The sequence below is a fragment of the Marinobacter sp. M3C genome (genome assembly GCF_023311895.1).
Classification (GTDB): Bacteria; Pseudomonadota; Gammaproteobacteria; order Pseudomonadales; family Oleiphilaceae; genus Marinobacter.
Genome location: NZ_CP092284.1, coordinates 1,744,024 through 1,761,595, shown reverse-complemented (window position 1 = coordinate 1,761,595; position 17,572 = coordinate 1,744,024). Strand labels below are relative to the sequence as shown.

17 protein-coding genes are annotated in these 17,572 nt (G+C 56.3%); 8 read left to right on the top strand and 9 right to left on the bottom strand.

From position 1 onward, the window contains the following. Positions 1–70: 70 nt before the first annotated feature. Positions 71–685: a GTP cyclohydrolase II gene (ribA, locus tag MIH18_RS08155; RefSeq protein WP_249007727.1), complete on the top strand. Its 615-nt coding sequence runs from the start codon at positions 71–73 to the stop codon at positions 683–685. 73 nt (positions 686–758) lie between these two features. Here ribA and dxs read toward each other — a convergent pair whose 3' ends face one another. From dxs to MIH18_RS08135, 4 genes are all read right to left on the bottom strand, one after another. After that, positions 759–2,729 carry a 1-deoxy-D-xylulose-5-phosphate synthase gene (dxs, locus tag MIH18_RS08150; RefSeq protein ID WP_249014288.1) on the bottom strand — a complete coding sequence of 657 codons (1,971 nt, stop codon included), beginning with the start codon at positions 2,727–2,729 and terminating at the stop codon, positions 759–761. Between the two features lie 173 nt (positions 2,730–2,902). Further along, positions 2,903–3,802: a farnesyl diphosphate synthase gene (locus tag MIH18_RS08145; protein ID WP_249014287.1), complete on the bottom strand. Its 900-nt coding sequence runs from the start codon at positions 3,800–3,802 to the stop codon at positions 2,903–2,905. Beyond that, positions 3,799–4,098, bottom strand: a complete 300-nt coding sequence (locus MIH18_RS08140) for an exodeoxyribonuclease VII small subunit (protein ID WP_249007730.1) — start codon at positions 4,096–4,098, stop codon at positions 3,799–3,801. Before MIH18_RS08140 ends, MIH18_RS08145 begins: the two co-directional genes overlap by 4 nt. Before the next feature lie 87 nt (positions 4,099–4,185). After that, positions 4,186–4,992, bottom strand: a complete 807-nt coding sequence (locus MIH18_RS08135) for an NRDE family protein (RefSeq protein ID WP_249007731.1) — start codon at positions 4,990–4,992, stop codon at positions 4,186–4,188. 110 nt (positions 4,993–5,102) lie between these two features. Here MIH18_RS08135 and MIH18_RS08130 point away from each other — a divergent pair, with 110 nt between their 5' ends. Genes MIH18_RS08130 through MIH18_RS08115 form a run of 4 tightly spaced genes read left to right on the top strand, consistent with a single transcriptional unit; the run spans position 5,103 to position 8,089 of the window. Then, positions 5,103–5,900 (top strand): sulfite exporter TauE/SafE family protein, encoded by a 798-nt coding sequence (locus MIH18_RS08130; protein WP_249007732.1) that lies wholly within the window; start codon positions 5,103–5,105, stop codon positions 5,898–5,900. Positions 5,901–5,909: 9 nt separating this feature from the next. Further along, entirely contained in the window at positions 5,910–6,698 is a 789-nt protein-coding gene (gene lgt / locus MIH18_RS08125) for a prolipoprotein diacylglyceryl transferase (RefSeq protein ID WP_249007733.1), read from the top strand. Then, on the top strand, positions 6,695–7,534 hold the full coding sequence (locus tag MIH18_RS08120) for a thymidylate synthase (protein ID WP_249007734.1): 840 nt from the start codon (positions 6,695–6,697) through the stop codon (positions 7,532–7,534). The genes lgt and MIH18_RS08120 overlap by 4 nt, the downstream gene beginning before the upstream one ends. Before the next feature lie 39 nt (positions 7,535–7,573). Beyond that, positions 7,574–8,089, top strand: a complete 516-nt coding sequence (locus tag MIH18_RS08115) for a dihydrofolate reductase (protein WP_249007735.1) — start codon at positions 7,574–7,576, stop codon at positions 8,087–8,089. On the opposite strand, the gene MIH18_RS08110 is transcribed toward MIH18_RS08115, so the two are convergent. Together MIH18_RS08110 and MIH18_RS08105 are read right to left on the bottom strand one after the other, a co-directional pair. Further along, positions 8,068–9,582: a DEAD/DEAH box helicase gene (locus MIH18_RS08110; RefSeq protein WP_249007736.1), complete on the bottom strand. Its 1,515-nt coding sequence runs from the start codon at positions 9,580–9,582 to the stop codon at positions 8,068–8,070. The genes MIH18_RS08115 and MIH18_RS08110 overlap by 22 nt on opposite strands. A 141-nt stretch (positions 9,583–9,723) precedes the next feature. Then, on the bottom strand, positions 9,724–10,062 hold the full coding sequence (locus MIH18_RS08105; RefSeq protein WP_249007737.1) for a hypothetical protein: 339 nt from the start codon (positions 10,060–10,062) through the stop codon (positions 9,724–9,726). Positions 10,063–10,184: 122 nt separating this feature from the next. On the opposite strand from MIH18_RS08105, the gene MIH18_RS08100 reads away from it, so the two are divergent. Both MIH18_RS08100 and MIH18_RS08095 read left to right on the top strand, forming a co-directional pair. Next, positions 10,185–11,321: an AI-2E family transporter gene (locus MIH18_RS08100; RefSeq protein WP_249014286.1), complete on the top strand. Its 1,137-nt coding sequence runs from the start codon at positions 10,185–10,187 to the stop codon at positions 11,319–11,321. Positions 11,322–11,487: 166 nt separating this feature from the next. After that, a complete protein-coding gene (locus tag MIH18_RS08095) occupies positions 11,488–12,741 on the top strand; it encodes an HDOD domain-containing protein (protein WP_249014285.1) in 1,254 nt (417 codons plus the stop codon). Between the two features lie 6 nt (positions 12,742–12,747). On the opposite strand, the gene MIH18_RS08090 is transcribed toward MIH18_RS08095, so the two are convergent. From MIH18_RS08090 to MIH18_RS08080, 3 genes are read right to left on the bottom strand one after another with little or no spacing between them, the layout of a single operon-like run. Beyond that, positions 12,748–14,199: a bifunctional DedA family/phosphatase PAP2 family protein gene (locus MIH18_RS08090; RefSeq protein ID WP_249007740.1), complete on the bottom strand. Its 1,452-nt coding sequence runs from the start codon at positions 14,197–14,199 to the stop codon at positions 12,748–12,750. Further along, positions 14,199–15,194: a GGDEF domain-containing protein gene (locus MIH18_RS08085; RefSeq protein WP_249014284.1), complete on the bottom strand. Its 996-nt coding sequence runs from the start codon at positions 15,192–15,194 to the stop codon at positions 14,199–14,201. The genes MIH18_RS08090 and MIH18_RS08085 overlap by 1 nt, the downstream gene beginning before the upstream one ends. Then, positions 15,191–16,177, bottom strand: coding sequence for a diguanylate cyclase (locus tag MIH18_RS08080; protein ID WP_249014283.1), 987 nt, complete (start codon positions 16,175–16,177; stop codon positions 15,191–15,193). Before MIH18_RS08080 ends, MIH18_RS08085 begins: the two co-directional genes overlap by 4 nt. 135 nt (positions 16,178–16,312) lie before the next feature. On the opposite strand from MIH18_RS08080, the gene MIH18_RS08075 reads away from it, so the two are divergent. Further along, positions 16,313–17,569, top strand: coding sequence for a glutamate-5-semialdehyde dehydrogenase (locus MIH18_RS08075; RefSeq protein ID WP_249008942.1), 1,257 nt, complete (start codon positions 16,313–16,315; stop codon positions 17,567–17,569). Positions 17,570–17,572: the final 3 nt, after the last annotated feature.

The following is a 17,572-nucleotide window of genomic DNA, read 5'->3' as shown; positions in this document are numbered from 1 at the left end:
AGAAACAACGTACCTGCCGCAGGCAGGCTGCTCCATCTAAGATCATAAGATCGAACCACGAGGAATTATAGTGGCTGTTCGTTACATTGAGACTTGCCGGCTGCCGACCCCGTTTGGGGTTTTTGACATGCACGGTTTTGAAGAGCCGGACACCGGCAAAGAGCACGTTGCGCTGACGCTGGGTGATCTGGCTGGCGACGAGCCTATGTTAGCCCGCGCCCACTCCGAGTGCCTGACCGGTGACGCTCTTTACAGCATGCGCTGTGACTGTGGTTATCAATTGGAAGAAGCCTTGCGCAGCATCGCTCGTGAAGGTCGCGGTATTTTGATGTATCTGCGCCAGGAAGGCCGCGGTATCGGTCTGCTCAACAAGATTCGTGCCTACAACCTTCAGGACCAGGGTGCCGACACAGTCGAAGCCAACGAACGTCTGGGTTTTGCAGCGGATCTTCGTGACTACAGCATGTGCAAAGATATGTTGGAGCACTTGGGTATAAAGCGCTTGCGGTTGATGACGAACAACCCGCGCAAAGTAAAGGCGTTGTTGTCATACGGCATTGATGTTGTGGAAAGAGTCGAGCTGCATGTAGGAAGAAACCCCCATAACGAGCACTATCTGGACACTAAACAGAGCAAACTCGGCCATTTTCTGGCGATTCATCAGGATGATGACCCACAGCTATGAGCCTTTGAGCGCAGCAGGCGGCTTTCATACCCCGCCTGCTGAGTCTCCAACTTTTGTCAGAGCCAGGCAATTATCAGGAAGATTGCGCGGCTTTGCCCGATTGGCTGGCCAAACGTTGCACGCGGTCAGTTATACTGCGCTCGATAGTTGCGGCATCCAGACCGCATTCCTCCAATAGCTGATTGCGGCTGCCGTGGTCAACGAATTTGTCGGGCAGCCCCAGTTGCAGCACCGGCATGGTAATTTCTTCCTGATTCAACCATTCGCAAACCGCACTGCCGGCGCCCCCGGCGATGGCATTTTCTTCCAGAGTCACCAGCAAATCGTGCTGCTCTGCCAACTGGCGTATCAAAGCTTCATCCAACGGTTTTACAAAGCGCATATCGGCCACTGTGGCGTCCAGCGCCTGTGCGGCTTTCAGGGCTCGCGGTAAAAGGGTGCCAAAATTCAGAATGGCGATACGGCCGCTTGCGCTCTTGCGCTCGCGTTCGCGAACAATTCTGCCTTTACCCAAGGGCAGTGTGTGCAACAACGGGTCAATCTCGACTCCACTGCCGCTACCGCGGGGATAGCGCACCGCCGCCGGGCCTTCATGCACCAGCCCGGTGTGCAGTAACTGCCGGGTTTCGTTTTCGTCAGACGGTGTCATCAACACCATATTGGGGATGCAACGCAGATAACTTATGTCGAAGGCCCCGGCATGAGTTGGGCCGTCTTCGCCCACCAGGCCGGCGCGGTCAATGGCAAACAATACGTCCAGATTCTGAATGGCTACATCGTGGATAAGCTGATCGTAACCACGCTGTAAGAAGGTGGAGTAGATGGCCACCACCGGTTTAGCGCCATCACAGGCCATGCCAGCAGCCAAAGTAACGGCGTGCTGCTCGGCAATGGCAACGTCAAAATAACGCGCGGGAAAACGCTCGGCAAAGGCCAAAAGATCAGAGCCCTCGCACATGGCGGGGGTTATGCCCATCACTCGCTCATCCGCGGCTGCGGCATCACACAGCCATCGGCCAAACACGTTGGCGTATTTGGGCGCGGCCGGGCCAGACTTCACCGGCGCCGGTATGCCGCTGGCAGCCGTGGCTGCTATTAGGGGTTCTATCTTGTTGATGGCGTGGTAGCCAATCGGGTCGGCTTCTGCGGGAGCAAAACCTTTGCCTTTGGTAGTGACAATGTGCAAAAACTGCGGGCCGCTGAGCTCGCGGATGTTCTCCAGAGTTTCTACCAGTAATGGTAGGTCGTGGCCGTCAATGGGGCCGATGTAATTGAACCCCAATTCTTCAAATAGGGTGCCTGGCGCAATCATTCCTTTGAAGTGTTCTTCGGTTTTTTTCGCCAGTTCGCGCAAGCCCGGGGCTATCTCAAGCACTTTTTTGCTGCTGTCGCGCATTTGATGATAGGTGCGGCTGGACAACAGCTTAGCAAAATAATTGGACAGGCCACCTACGTTGCGGGAAATCGACATGTCGTTGTCGTTCAGAATCACCAATATATCGGCCTTCAAATGGCCGGCGTGATTCAGTGCCTCAAATGCCATGCCGGCGGTCATGGCGCCATCACCAATCACCGCGATGCTCTTGCGCGCCAGCCCTTGATGATTGGCGGCAATGGCCATGCCCAGGGCGGCGCTGATAGAGGTGCTGGAATGGCCCACACCAAAGGTGTCGTAAGGGCTTTCAGTGCGTTTGGGAAACCCTGCCAAGCCGTTTTTGCGGCGAATGCTGCCCATCTGTTCGCGGCGCCCTGTCAGGATTTTATGAGGGTAGGCCTGATGGCCCACGTCCCAAACCAGGCGGTCTTCCGGCGTATTGAACACATAGTGCAGGGCAACCGTTAGTTCCAGTACGCCCAGGCCGGCGCCAAAGTGGCCGCCTGTCGTGCCCACCGACCACAATAGAAACGACCGCAGCTCTCGTGCCAGCTGGGTTAACTGATCGGCGGGTAACTGGCGCAAGTCTGCCGGCGAGCCAATACGGTCCAGCATAGGGGTGTTGGGTCGCTGTAATGGGATTTCCCTGAAAATCATTGTGTCCTGCATCTGCTTGGTTCTTTTTTGCATAATCGGCAAGGGTCGTAGTTGTATACGCTGTATCGTCGGGTTGTATCAGCGCCGCGCCTTGTCGTTTGCCACGTGTTTATCCCGCAGTGTGCGCCTCGTAGCGGGAGCGACTCAATGCCCGGAATGTTACGCGGGTGTTTGCTTCGTGGCTATTAGTGGCTTCGAGCCACTACGTAATCTGCCATGGCGTGCAGGGCGTCGGCCTGAATACCAAGCCCTTCGAGGCTGTCGTGAGCCTCGGTTAGCAGCCTTGCCAAGTGTTCGCGCGCGCCTTTCGGCCCCAATAGTGAGGGGTAAGTGGGTTTGCCGCGGGCGATATCAGCGCCTTGGGTTTTGCCAATCACCTGGGTATCGCCTTCTATGTCCAGCAAATCGTCCTGCACCTGAAACGCCAGTCCCAGCGCGCGGGCGTAACGAGCCAGGGCGTCTAGCAACGCGGCGTCTGTTACGCCACCGGCCAGGGCGCCAAGGTGTACGCTGGCTTCAATCAGAGCGCCGGTCTTATGGCGGTGCATATTCTCTAGCTGTTCCAGAGTCAGGGTTCTTGCCACAGACTCCAGATCAATAGCCTGCCCGCCCACCATACCGCTTGCCCCGCAGGCGTTCGCCAAAGCTTTCACCATAGCCAGTTTGACTTCAGCGCTTAACCGCGGCGCCGTGGCCAGTACCCGAAACGCCTCTGCCTGCAGAGCGTCGCCAGCAAGTATGGCCGAAGATTCGTCGAATGCGATGTGTGCGGTGGCGCGGCCGCGGCGCAGATCATCGTCGTCCATGGCCGGTAAGTCGTCGTGCATCAGCGAGTACGCGTGAATCATCTCCAGAGCACAGGCCGGTGCCAGAGCGATTTGGCGCTGACCGCCAACGGCTTCGGCAGCGGCCAGGCAAAGCGCCGGGCGAATGCGCTTGCCACCGCCCAACAGTCCATAGCGCATGGTGTCCTGCAGGCGCTGGGATGCGCTGGCTTGATTCATGTAATCGGCTAGCTGCTGGTCAATCTCGGCGCGGCAGTGTTGCAAAAACTCACTGGCTGGCAAGCGCGTGGCGGTGTTCACGAATCGCTACTCTGTCCACTTTTTTCATTACTCTGATCAAGGAACGGTCGGGTTTCCAGACTGCCATCGCTGTTTTGTATCAGCATTTCTACCCGCTGCTCGGCACTTTTCAGAGCTTGTTGGCAATCACGGGTAAGGCCGACGCCACGTTCGAAGGTAGCCAGAGATTGCTCCAGTGTTAACTCGCCGTGCTCCAGATCACGCACCAGCTGTTCCAGCTCTTCCAGGGACTTTTCAAAGCCACCCAACGAGGGTGCTTTTGTCGCGGCAGCCGCGGTATCTTTTTTGCCAGCCATAAAAGCCTCCGCTGTGATCGAATCGAATAATGCCGCCAGACGGGGCACTAGATGCATTTTCCGGCGGATTATAACAGAGCTTACGGGCTACTGCTGCCAGCACATTTGCCGACATTCACCGAGTTTTCCGCCGGGTTGCCAGGTTTGCTCGGTAACCCGTATTTCGCCACTGGCGGCCACGGTCACCACCGTAGTCACGCGGGTGCCGTAATGCTCGCCCACAATGAACGCCGGTGACAACACTCGCTCGGTATCAAGCCCCACACCGGTGCGGGGCAACAAATGATCCGGGGCCGGTGTGGAGTCAACCAGGTGATTGATAAGAGCCTGATGCAAAGGTTCGCTGTCTTCACCGGCTGCGATTACGGTGTTGGTGACATGTTGGCGCAGACGCAACAGTTTGGGCCAGGGCGTTTGCAGCAGATGATTGCTAACGCCGTAGCTGCCGCGGTGCAGGCTGCGCCCCGGGTGAGCGTCGCGGTTGCTGAAATACCAGCCGCCGGGGCCGGCCGCGCGGCCCTGGCCGGCATCGAGTGTCACCAGATTAAAACCGGAATAGCGGCTGGCGTTATCGGCCAAGTGCTTGCGCAAGGCCTGGGGCGATTGTTGTAAGGCGCGCAGAGGCAAATCACCGCGGCTGATAACGCCGGGCTCCGGGCTGCCTTCGCGCACATTGGTGACCGCGCTGACGACACCGCTGGCGCTGATAGCCAGCCAGGTACCGCCGGCCTGTAAATCCCGGCCTGCCAGAATCTGCTCTGAAGCCAGCGCATGACTTGTACCCGTCCACCAGTCGATAGCGGCCGTAGGCCGGTTGAAGAATTCATCCCGGTTAGCAGCAACCACCAGCGGATAGTGCCGGTTCTGGCCCAGAGTAAACGCAATCAAACACATATCCGCGCTATTTCCTTAATGTTGTATATACAAAAGGTTGGTGCAATGGAGCCTTGTTTTCACAAGGTGTATCATACCCATCCATAAATGTAACGGCGGTGTGCGCTGCAATGTCTTTCATCATGCTTTTTTCGCTGTACCTCGCCTTGGGGGCGCTGGCGGGCAGTCTAGCCGGCCTGTTTGGCATTGGTGGCGGACTGGTTATTGTGCCGGTACTGATCTTCAGCTTTGGTGCCCAGGGCTTTAGCCCCGATATCGCCGCCCACATGGCAGTGGGAACCTCGCTGGCCACTATCGTGTTCACCTCGTTAAGTTCGATACGCTCACATCATGTTCACGGCGCAATTCGCTGGGACATTTTTCGGTCAATGACCTTGGGCATCGTATTTGGTGCTTTAATTGGTGCCTGGACCGCATCGCTGCTCAGCGGGCCAGCACTCGAACTGATCATTGGTGTATTTGTGATTGTGGTTGCGGTAAAAATGTTGTTTGGCTTTGATCCCAAACCCAGTCGATCGGTGCCTGGCAATACAGGGTTGAGGGTAGCGGGCGTCGTAATTGGCTGGGTGTCGGCCATCTTTGGAATTGGTGGCGGTACATTAACCGTGCCCTACCTAAGTCGTTGCAACATTAAAATGCAGCACGCTATCGGTATTTCCGCAGCCTGCGGCCTGCCCATTGCGCTAGCCGGAGCTCTGGGCAACTTTTGGACCGGCTGGGGTAACCCGGAACTACCGACACACAGCCTTGGTTTCATCTATTTACCGGCGCTGATCGGGGTCATACTCACCAGCGTGCTATTCGCCCGTGTGGGCGCCAATCTGGCGCACCGCCTCAATGCGCCCCTATTGAGGCGCATCTTTGCCATTATGCTGGTGCTGATTGGCCTCCGCTTTCTACTAAGTTAAGGGATTACAATGTTGCAACATCCGCAGATCGATCCGGTGGCCATTGCTATCGGGCCACTGAAAATACACTGGTATGGCCTGACCTACCTGGTCGGCTTTGCGGCTGGCTGGTGGCTGGGGCGCTTACGCAGCCGCAAACCCTGGTCGCCGGTTAACGAAGAGCAAGTGGGCGACCTGCTGTTCTACTTGGCGCTGGGAGTTATTCTGGGTGGCCGCTTTGGCTATGTCATCTTCTACAACTTTGACGTGTTCCTGGCGGACCCTTTGTGGCTGCTGCGAGTGTGGGAAGGCGGCATGTCGTTCCACGGCGGCTTGCTCGGTGTGATGCTGGGCATGTGGTGGTACGGCCGTAAAATAGGTGCAGGCTTCTGGCGCATGACCGATTTTGTTGCGCCACTGGTGCCTGTCGGCCTAGGGGCAGGGCGCATTGGCAACTTCATCAACGGCGAACTCTGGGGCAAACCCACGGATGTGCCCTGGGGCATGGTATTTCGGCAAGCGCCAGACGCCTTGGCCCGACACCCCTCTCAGCTCTATCAGTTCGCCCTCGAAGGCGTGCTGTTCTTCATCATATTGTGGTGGTTCTCGGCTAAACCCCGGCCGCGTATGGCCGTATCTGGCCTGTTTCTGATCTGCTACGGCGTGTTCCGCTTCGCGGTGGAATTCGTGCGTGAGCCTGACGCTCAACTGGGCTACCTGGCTTTTGACTGGCTTACTATGGGGCAAGTGCTGTCATTACCCATGGTGATAGCTGGCCTGATTCTGATGACCATAGCCTACCGGAGAAACGCCGTATGAAAGCCTATCTGGACCTGATGCAAGACATAGCCGACAACGGCAGCGACCGCGATGACCGCACTGGTGTAGGCACCCGCTCGGTATTCGGCCGCCAGGTTCGCTTCAATCTGCAGCAGGGTTTTCCCTTGGTCACCACCAAAAAGATCCACCTGCGCAGCATCATCCAGGAACTGTTGTGGTTCCTGCAGGGCTCCACCGACAACAACTGGCTGACCGAACGCAAAGTCAACATCTGGAATGAGTGGGCTCTGGATAACGGCGATTTAGGCCCAATTTACGGCAAACAATGGCGCAGCTGGCAGTGCCACGACGGCCGCGTGATTGACCAGATCAGCGACCTGATCGACCAGATTCGCCAAAAACCCAATTCCCGCCGCCTGATTGTCTCCGCCTGGAATCCGGCCGAACTGCCCGACGAATCCATCGGCCCGCAAGACAACGTGCGCCATGGCCGTATGGCACTGGCCCCATGCCATTGCCTGTTTCAGTTCTACATCAACGACGGCAAACTCTCCTGCCAGCTTTACCAGCGCAGCGCCGATCTGTTTTTGGGCGTACCCTTCAATATTGCCTCCTACGCCTTGCTTACTCACATGATCGCCCAGCAATGCGATCTCGACGTTGGCGAATTTGTACACACCTTTGGCGATTGCCACCTGTACAGCAATCACTTGACTGACGATATCGTATTCGAACAACTAAAGCGTAAACCACGGGCGCTGCCAAAGCTGGTGATCAAGCGCAAGCCTAACTCCATCTTCGGTTACGATCTGGACGACTTTGAGTTTGAAGGCTACGAGCCATATCCCGGAATAAAAGCACCGATTGCTATTTAATAGTTGAGCTAGCTTTCCGTGTTAAAAAAGGAAACCATCATGCAAAAAGCACTCATTGTTGCGATGGCTCAAAATCGCGTCATCGGCCGTAACAACAACTTGCCATGGTACCTGCCTGGCGACCTAAAATACTTCAAACAGGCCACCATGGGCAAACCCATCATCATGGGCCGCAAAACATGGGACTCTATTGGTCGCCCCTTACCAGGACGCATGAACGTGGTTATCACACGTAATGAAGAATGGCAGGCACCGGCAGGCACCACCGCAGCCACAAGTTTGCAGGCAGCACTAAAAAAAGCCGAAGCGCAGGCTGAGTTGGACGGTATTGAGGAAGTGATGGTGATTGGCGGCGGGCAAATTTACGCTGAGGCGTTACCGCTGGTGGACCGTATCTACATTACCCTGGTGCACGCGAACGTGGAGGGCGATGCTTACTTTCCGGAAGTGAACTGGGAAGAGTGGAACGAAATCGGACGCGAAAATTTCTTCGCGTCCGACAACAATCCTTATGACTACAGCTTCGTAGTGTATCAGCGCTTGGCGTCAGACTGACGCGGCGGGCGCTTGCCAGCGGGTTTGCCGGCAAACTTGCCTTTGCCGCCTGGCGCGCCGCCACTTGGACGCTTATTGTAGCTACCAGGCTTAGGACCCTTGCGGAATTCGCCAGGGCGACCGGCTTTACGGTCACGATTTGGCTGCGTGGTTGATACCGTTGGCAGAGCTTCCGGCTGTTCCAGCGGTAACGAGCCCGGCTGCGTGGCTTCCAGCATGCACGCCAGAGCGCCTGCAATCATGGAGACGTCCATCTCGTTGCGCTCAGCGATATCGTCCAGCATCGCCATTGCTTTGCTCAGCTTGCGATCTTCCGAAAAACCGATCAGTTGGCTTTCGAACTGATCTACGCGCATTTTCTGCAGCGCCGCCGGCGAGGGCAACTCATAGGCTTCCATCGTCGAATTGGTAGCGCGTTCCAGAGTGCGCAGCCAACTGCGCTCGCGCGGCGTGACCAGCAAAATGGCTTTGCCATCACGACCGGCACGGCCAGTACGACCAATGCGGTGAATATACGCTTCGGTGTCGTAGGGTACGTCGTAGTTGATCACGTGTGTGATGCGCGGCACGTCCAGACCACGGGCAGCAACGTCGGTAGCTACAACGATGTCTTTCTTGCCACGCTTCAGATCTTCAACCGTCTGCTCGCGCTGACGTTGGTTCAGGTCGCCGTTCAAGGGCGCCACGGCGTGGCCGCGAGCAGCCAGCTTTTCCGCCAACACGATGGTTTCGGCTTTGGTACGCACAAAGATGATCGACGCATCAAACGGTTCCACTTCCAGAATGCGGGTCAGGGCATCAAGCTTGCGCTCAGCGTACACCGGCAGAACGTACTGGGAGATAGCATCAACCGTGCGGCTTGCGCTTTCGATACGCACTTCAACCGCATCTTTCAAATAGGTCTGAGCAACCTTCTTGATTTGCGGAGGCATGGTGGCCGAGAACAGGGCGCGCTGGCAGTTTTCCGGGGTTTTCGACAGAATCGCTTCAACGTCGTCAATAAACCCCATGCGCAGCATTTCATCGGCTTCGTCCAGCACCAGAGCTTTCAGGTTGTCCAGCTTCAGGGTGCCTTTGCGCAGGTGGTCCAGCATGCGGCCAGGGGTGCCAACGATAACGTGGGCTCCGCGGCGCAGGCCTTTAATCTGCGGGAAAAAATCTTGACCGCCATAAATAGGCAGTACGTGAAAATTAGGGATCTTGCTGGCGTAAGTAGAAAACGCCTCAGCCACTTGAATGGCTAACTCGCGGGTAGGCGCCAAAACCAAAATCTGCGGCGCGTTGATGCTTGGGTCAACCCGGCTTAGCAGTGGTAAAGCAAAGGCGGCGGTTTTACCGGTGCCTGTCTGGGCTACGCCCAATAAATGACGGCCGGATAAGAGCGCAGGAATAGATTGCGCTTGTATGGGTGTGGGGGTTTCGTAGCCAACGGCGGTCACCGCTTCAAGAACAGCAGGATCAAGCCCCAGTTCGGCAAAAGACAATTCAGACATTGATGTACTCGGAATTCGAAAGGTAAAGCATTGACGTGCAATGCGTGATGTGAACGGATTATACCGGTTTTGTTGCTGCTTTAATACGCAAAAATGAGGGCTGGCCCGTAGGTAGTTGTCCGCGGATGTCAAAAAAGGGTGTCAGGCGCTCTTATCAGGCCCAGGGAGGCGATTTGAACGTTTGTCGTCCCAGCTCAACTCCTGTGGTTTATACCAGCCGATGGCCCGTAATACTTTCTCGCGTGTTTGCATCGACAGGGTAACCCAGAGTTGTTGGAAATCGTCCAGGCCCTGCTCACGCAGGCGGGCCTGCCTACTTTGCAGTCGGCTAACGGTGCGAGGCAGGTTCAGCGCGGCACCCAGTTGGCCGGGCACTGTCACTTCATGCCCCAGCACTGTGCGGCGATGGGTGCGCGCTGCCAGCACTCGCTGCAATTCAACGGCGGCATCTAGCGCTGTGTCTTCGGTAAATGTGTCCATTTGCAATGATTTTGCTCGCAATAATGACAATTTTTTAATAAACCACGACATGCTGCTAGCTATCCCCGCTCCTATGGTGCCGTGGTAGGCTTAGGTCCGCAACAAGGAGAGTTTGGATCACTATGTACGCAAAACTTGAAACACGCGCGTTCTTGGCCATGCTGGTCGGGGTCTCAGTCGCCTTTATATTCTTGATGAAGCCTTTTTTCGGGCCGATATTCTGGGCGGTGGCCATTGCTCTGATTTTTCATCCGGTTCAGTTAAAACTGGCCCGGCGCTTTGGTGACCGGCGCAACACCAACGCATTGATCACCCTCTTTCTGTGCATGGTGATTGTGGTCATTCCCGTGCTGCTGTTGGTAACTTCCCTCGTAGCAGAGGGCGTTGGCCTGTATCAGAAAATTCAAGACGGCGACGTGCGGCCCGGCGAATATATCGACCAGGTGAATCAGTCGTTCCCGGCCATTCAGTCTTTTCTGGGGCAGTTTGACGTTAGTTTTGCTGAACTGCGTGATCGCGCTGTCAATCTGGTGGTAAGCGGCAGTCAGTTTCTGGGTAAGCAGGCGTTAGGTCTGGGTCAGAATACCTTCCAGTTTTTTCTTGGCCTGGCACTGATGGTGTATCTGGCGTTCTTTTTGCTGCGTGATGGGGTAAGCCTGGTAGAACTTCTGATCCGCGCTTTGCCGCTGGGAGACGAGCGTGAACGCTTGCTGTTTGCCAAGTTTGCTGAGGTTACCCGGGCGACGGTTAAAGGCAATTTGCTGATTGCTATTATCCAGGGTGCTATGGGTGGTCTGATTTTCTGGGTTCTGGGTATTCAGGGCGCACTTCTTTGGGGTGTGGTGATGGCCATTGTGTCGCTATTACCGGCGGTGGGTGCGGCATTGGTGTGGGTGCCTGCCGCTATTTACTTGGCTGCCATAGGCGATGTGGTTCAAGCGTTGATATTGACAGCCTTCGGAGTTGTGGTGATTGGTCTTGCCGATAACGTATTACGTCCGATTCTGGTTGGGCGCGACACCAAACTGCCAGATTACATTGTGTTGCTGTCTACCTTGGGCGGCCTCGCAATGTTTGGTATCAACGGCTTTGTTATGGGTCCTCTCGTGGCGGCGCTGTTTAACGCTTTTTGGGGTATCTTTATTCGCGAGTTCAGCCAGGAGTCGCCCATTACCCAGGCGTGGTTACGCGACGGCGAGGTTAAAAATTCAGGCAAAGCTGATACGTCCGTAGAAACGGATAATACCAAACCCGGCTAACCATTAAGGCAATGGTTAAGCTTTCAGGATTGATCGAAACAACCGATTTTCGCGGTTAATGAATGCGGGTTTCCGCCGTTTGTGCATGGTTGTTTTGCGCACCGCTGGTTACACTTTGTATTTAGACTGCCTTTATTTATAAATTACGCGCCAGAGGAGTAACTTCATGGGAGGTCAGGAAAGCCTGTCACTTCGTCAGCTGAAAGCTTTCCAGCCTTTAAACAGGCTAACCGATGATCAGCTGGTGCTGCTGGCTAGCCGCGCCGAACGTTGTCTGTTTAAAGCCGGTAAGAGCATCATGAAACGTGGCGCCCGTGACGGCCAAGAGTTTTTTCTGTTGGCCGGCGAAGTAGAGCTGACGTCCGAAGACGGTCGCCATGGCCGCATTGCTGCCGGCAGCGAACGCGCGCAGAATCCCATCGCCCGCTTGCAGCCGCGCATGTACGACGTGAAAGCGGTAAAGCCCTGCGAGTTTTTGGTGATTGCTCAGGATGTTCTGGCGCAGATGCTGGGCCGTGCGCCCATGAGTCAGGTGGAAATGCACGCCAGTGATGGCGACCAGGCCGGCACCGAACAGCAACAGCTGTTGATGGAATTCCATGCCGAGCTGCGCTCGAATCAGGTGCAGCTGCCCAGCGTGCCGGATGTAGCCTGGAAAGTGCGGCGTCTGGTAGACCGAGCGGATACTGGGGTAGATCAGGTTGCTATGGCTATATCGGCAGATCCGGCGATGTCTGCAAAGCTGGTGCGAGCCTGCAATAGCCCTCTTTATCGCGGTTTTAACGATGTCCGCAATGTACGCGAGACAGTGGTGCGTCTGGGTATGAAGACAACCCGCCAACTGGTGACCGTATTTGCCATGCGTGACGTGTTTAGGAGTCGTCAGCCGTTGCTGCAGAAACACATGGAGCGTTTATGGCAGCACTCTCGCGAAATGGCAGCGCTTTGCTGGGTGCTGGCTGATGAGGCGACCAGAATCAACCCGGAAGAGGCCATGCTAGCCGGGTTACTGCACGACATTGGCGTGGTGCCAATATTAGTGCACGCCGAGCATTATTCCCATTTGTTTAACGACGAAGATCGCTTATTGGCCGTCATCGCAGAGCTGCGCGCAGATACTGGCACCGGGGTGCTGGAAAACTGGGCGTTTCCTGCGCCGTTTTTAGAAGCGACCCGCCACGCTCAAGACTGGGACTATGTCAGCGATCAGCCGCAACCACAGCTGGTAGACGTAGTGATTGTGGCGCAAATGCACGCCATGATTGGTTCTGGCCAGAGCGAGGGGCTGCCACGTTTTGATCAGTTGCCTGCTTACAGTCGTCTGGGCGGGCTTGAGTTGAATGCGTCGCGCAGCCTGGATTTGTTAACCCGCGCCCGCAGTCGTGTGGATGAAGTAAAACAGCTGCTGGCAATTCGTTAGGCTCACTCAGCTGATGGCCGGCGCGTAGTCGGCCAGCGCCTGGGGCCAGCGCAAATAAAGATAGCCTCCGCAAAATACTAACCAGGCCGTGAAAGCTGCAACGGTTGTGCTGTCTGGATAGAGCGCAACTCGGTCATAACGACTGTAGCTTGCGCGCACCAGACCCGTAATCGCCAGTCCAAGCAACAAACCACCCACAATATCGCTGAACCAGTGCACACCCAGATAAAGCCGGCTTAAGGCCACCGGAAACAGCGGCAGCGATGCCAGCATATATATCTGCCAGCGTTTGCGGGCGCTGGCTTCGGCTGCAATAAAACCAGCCGCAAGAGTCACCAGCACCGTAATGCCGGCGGTATGGCCGCTGGGAAACGAACCGGATTGCGGCGGTGCAAACACCGTTTCCGGTCGTGCTGCAGCAAAACCGTTTTTCAGTGCCCACACCAGAACAGTGGTCAGCACGCCAGCGGCCAGGCAATGCAGTGCGCCGGCGTAAAAACCGCGAAACGTTAAGGCCAGACAGGCAAGCGCGCTGGCTATCAGTAAAACCGCCGGGTCGCCTAGCGAGGTAATCGCAACAGCGGGTATGTCCAACAGCGGTTGGCGCCAGGCCGTAAACCATTCCAGTACCGCTTGATCAAAAGGCCGCAAAACATCGGTAAATACCGCCAGCTGGCCCCACAACACAAACAGACTGGCGCTGCCCAGACCCAGCATAAGAGATGCCAGAGGAAACTCCCCCTCGTTAGTAGGGCGTTGCTTGCTGTACAGATGCCAGAATCGATGGCTGGCGCGGTAGTTTTGCACAACCTGCTCTAAATACTGGTACACACGGCCGCGGCCCGTCAGGCCCAGGTGGGCGCGAAATAACACCAGATACACCAACAACAGAACGCCCACGCTGACTAGGCTAACGGCATAGACGTGGGGCGGTGGCCGTAACTCTGACGTAAGCGCGCTGCCTACTAGAAATCCCGGCAATACATAAACGGGTGCCCATGCAACAGCCGAGCTGATATTGAAGACAACAAAGCGGTGCCAAGGCATCCAAAGCGCACCAGCAACCAGGGGAATGATGGGCCTGATCGGGCCAATAAAGCGCCCCGCCACAATACTAAAGGCGCCGTGCCGGTAAAAAAAGGCCTCTCCCCGGGCCACGATGGCCGGGTAGCGGCTCATGGGCCAAACGTCATTAAGCCTTCCGGCCAGCAAGCGCCCCAGGGCAAAACTCAGGGTATCGCCGACAATGGCGCCAAAAAATACCCAGAACAGAGCCTCGCCCAGTGCCATACCGGTTTGTCCGGCCAAGACAGTCAGCGCAAACAGAATGGCCACGCCGGGCACCAGTAGACCGGCAACCGCCAGCGACTCCACCAGGGCAGTGGCAAACAGCGCGGCGCTCAGCCAGCCCGGATTTGCAGCCACTAAAGCGCTAAGCTCACCTAGCCAGCCCGGCATTATAAAGCTTCGAATCCGGGCGCAAACCGTACACTGTTGCCGCCGGTCTTACGGGCTTGGCTGGCACCGTTATGAGCCCGTTCTATCAAAGCGTTGCTTTCGCAATCAGCGGACATGCGTGTGGCGCAGCCTATACTGACGCTGCTGCTTTCGACCGGCAGCCATTGCCGTTCGGCGATCGTGCGACGAATGCGCTCGGCGATTACTCGCGCGCCCTCCTCTGGGGTGAATGGCAATATCAGGAATAGAGTCGATGCGCTAAGGGTATAAAGAATATCGCCGGCGCGAATGATTTCGAACAGCTGCTGAATAATTTGTCGCTGTAAAGCAGTCAGAGTGTCGTTGCCATGCAGGGTCGCCACTTCATCAGCGTGATCCATATCCAGAGCAATCACCGACAATGGATGTCCGGTTACCTTGGCTCGGCTGATTTCCTGTTGCAGGTTTTCGTCCAGAAACCGGACGTGGTGGGCTCCCGTCAACGGATCGATAATGGTCAGATCATCCGCAGATTGCGCCATGGTATTGTAGCGCCGCACTGCCAACGCGACGGTTCCCAATAGCATGGCCATGCCACCGAAAGCCGCCAGAGCTTCTGTGGTGCCGACTTTTAGCATTAACAGCAGTGTCATCAGTACCAGCAATAGCAGCGACAGGCCCAGGCCTTCGCGCGCCGGCAGAATGAGTAAGTTCAGCGCTAGCAAAGGCATTGCCCAGTGGCTGATAATCGGGCTCTGACTGGCAGCGCTGGTCGCCAGCACGGCGCCATTGAGGGTGCACAGTACAATGAAATGACCTTGTGCGGTCAATTGCTGGCGCCTGTTCATAATGGTGTAGGCCAGGCCGGATCCGGCCAACACAGCCATGGCCAGAGCGACAAAAAACAGCCCGTAAAAACCGTAACGCAGATTTAGCAGGCCCAGCATCAGCAAGAATAGGGCGGTGAGCAGATACGCTATGCCATAGGTGCGGGTGCGCAGCCGGGTTTCGGTCATGCCTTTGGCTCCTGGTTCTGCCGGTTGAAGGTCTGGCTGTTATTGCTGGCGTGTTGCTGGGCCCTGCGCAACGCGCCTGTGGCGCTGCGTTGCAGGCTGTTGGCGTCATCGCCAATGTTGAGTCCGGCGGCGCCGATACTGATTGTCATGGTCAGTTGGTGACTGGTTAACAGTTGTTGCACGCCGCGCCGCAGAGTCTCGGCCTGCCGCGAGGCTTCGGAACTGGTAATACCGGGAAGAATAATCAGGAACTGAAGATCTGCAACGCGATAATAAGCGTCAAAGTCGCGGATGTGGCTGTGCAAATAGCGCCCGATTTGCGGCAGAATCGAACGCAAATCGGCATCTGCCGGCTCTGTATCGTTGCCGGTTTTTAATGCAAGCATGATGACTGACAGGGTTGTGCCTTCACGCTCGCTGCGTTGTATTTCTTTATTCAAGTCGGCGGTCAGATGCTGCTGGCTGGCGGCGTTGGTCAGCTCGTCGGTGCGTCGCAGGGGCGCTAGTTGACGGCGTTTGAGCTCCAGTAGAAAGATCAGCATCAGGCTGAGGAGCAGGGTCAGAAAAAATGCGCCGATCATCTGATGGCGCTGGGCAATGCCGCTGGCCTGATACACCATAAACATGGCGATGGCGACGACCGCAATAATGGCAATCCATGCCCCGCGCCGCGGCACTGCAACATAGGCTAGCAGTGGCAGGCCGTAGAGCCAGTAACTCATAAACCACCGGTCTGCTAATGCGGCAGTGGCGACCAATAGCACCAGAATAACAAAAAATCCGCCGCGCAGGGCAGGCCAAGGTGCGGAGCCATGGCGTTTGCGGAACGTTGGGCTGCACACCACAATGCCGCCAACCGTTGCAGCGCAGGCGGCTAACAGTGGCTCACTTGCCAGCACACAAATCGCAACCAAAACTGAAGCACCAATGAAGGCGGTGTGTGCAAGGGGTTTTAACAGCACGGAGCCGGCCATCGTGGCCATGTTCGTGTTCCTTTTAGTGACAGCTGGTTTTCGAAGTTTAAGGCACGAGTATACTAGTTGTTTGGGGTGCGTACTTGAATGCAGACAGGTAAAGTTATGGCTCTTGCGACATCAGAATTCAAAGGTAACAAGCGCATGGACATTGCAGCATACATGAATGAAGTGGGTGCCGAGGCCCGTGCAGCAGCGAAACACGTTGCCCGATCAACCACAGCGGTTCGTAATCAGGCGCTGCTGGCTATGGCTCAGGCCCTGGACGCCGCCCGCGACGAATTGGCAGAAGCCAATCAGCAGGATCTTTCTGCTGCTAGAGCCAGTGGCCTCGATAGCGCTATGCTAGACCGCCTGGAACTGACGCCGGCGCGAGTAGACGCCATGATTGAAGGGCTACTGCAGGTGGCCGGCCTGCCAGACCCGATTGGCGTAATAACCGATATGGCCTACAGGCCTTCGGGCATTCAGGTCGGCAAAATGCGTGTGCCGCTGGGCGTTATCGGGATTATCTATGAGTCACGCCCGAATGTGACTGTTGAAGCGGCCAGCCTTTGTCTGAAGTCTGGTAACGCCGCCATATTGCGCGGCGGCTCTGAATCCATTCATTCCAATCAGGCGATTGCGCGCTGTATTGCCAGTGGGTTGGCTCAAGCCGGTCTGCCGGAAACGGCTGTTCAGATTATTGCCACTGCTGATCGCGCCGCAGTGGGCGAACTGATCACTATGCCGCAGTACGTTGACGTTATCGTGCCGCGCGGTGGCAAAGGCCTGATTGAGCGCGTCAGCCGTGACGCCCGGGTTCCGGTGATCAAGCACCTTGATGGCGTATGTCACGTTTATATCGACAGTCACGCCGATCCTGAAAAGGCGCTGGCGGTGGCTGTGAACGCTAAAACCCAACGTTACGGCACCTGTAATACCATGGAAACTCTGCTGGTGGATGAGGAAATCGCCGCCGACATGCTGCCGCTGCTGAACGCTGCGTTCATAGAAAAAGGTGTAGAACTGCGCGGCTGTGAGCGCAGTCGGGAGATTGTCAGCGAGATGACGCCGGCGACAGACGCCGACTGGGAAGCAGAATACCTGGCCCCTATTCTTGCGGTAAAGGTGGTGGATGGCCTGGACGGCGCTATTGCTCATATCAGTCAGTTCAGCTCCCAGCACACCGACAGTATTGTCACCGAAAATTACACCCGCGCCCGGCGCTTTCTTACCGAAGTGGATTCCAGCTCGGTGATGGTGAATGCCTCCACCCGCTTTGCCGATGGTTTTGAATACGGTCTGGGCGCGGAAATCGGAATTTCCACTGATAAAATCCACGCCCGCGGGCCGGTGGGCCTGGAAGGCCTGACGTCGCAAAAGTACGTGGTGTTCGGTGACGGTCATATTCGGGTTTAGCGC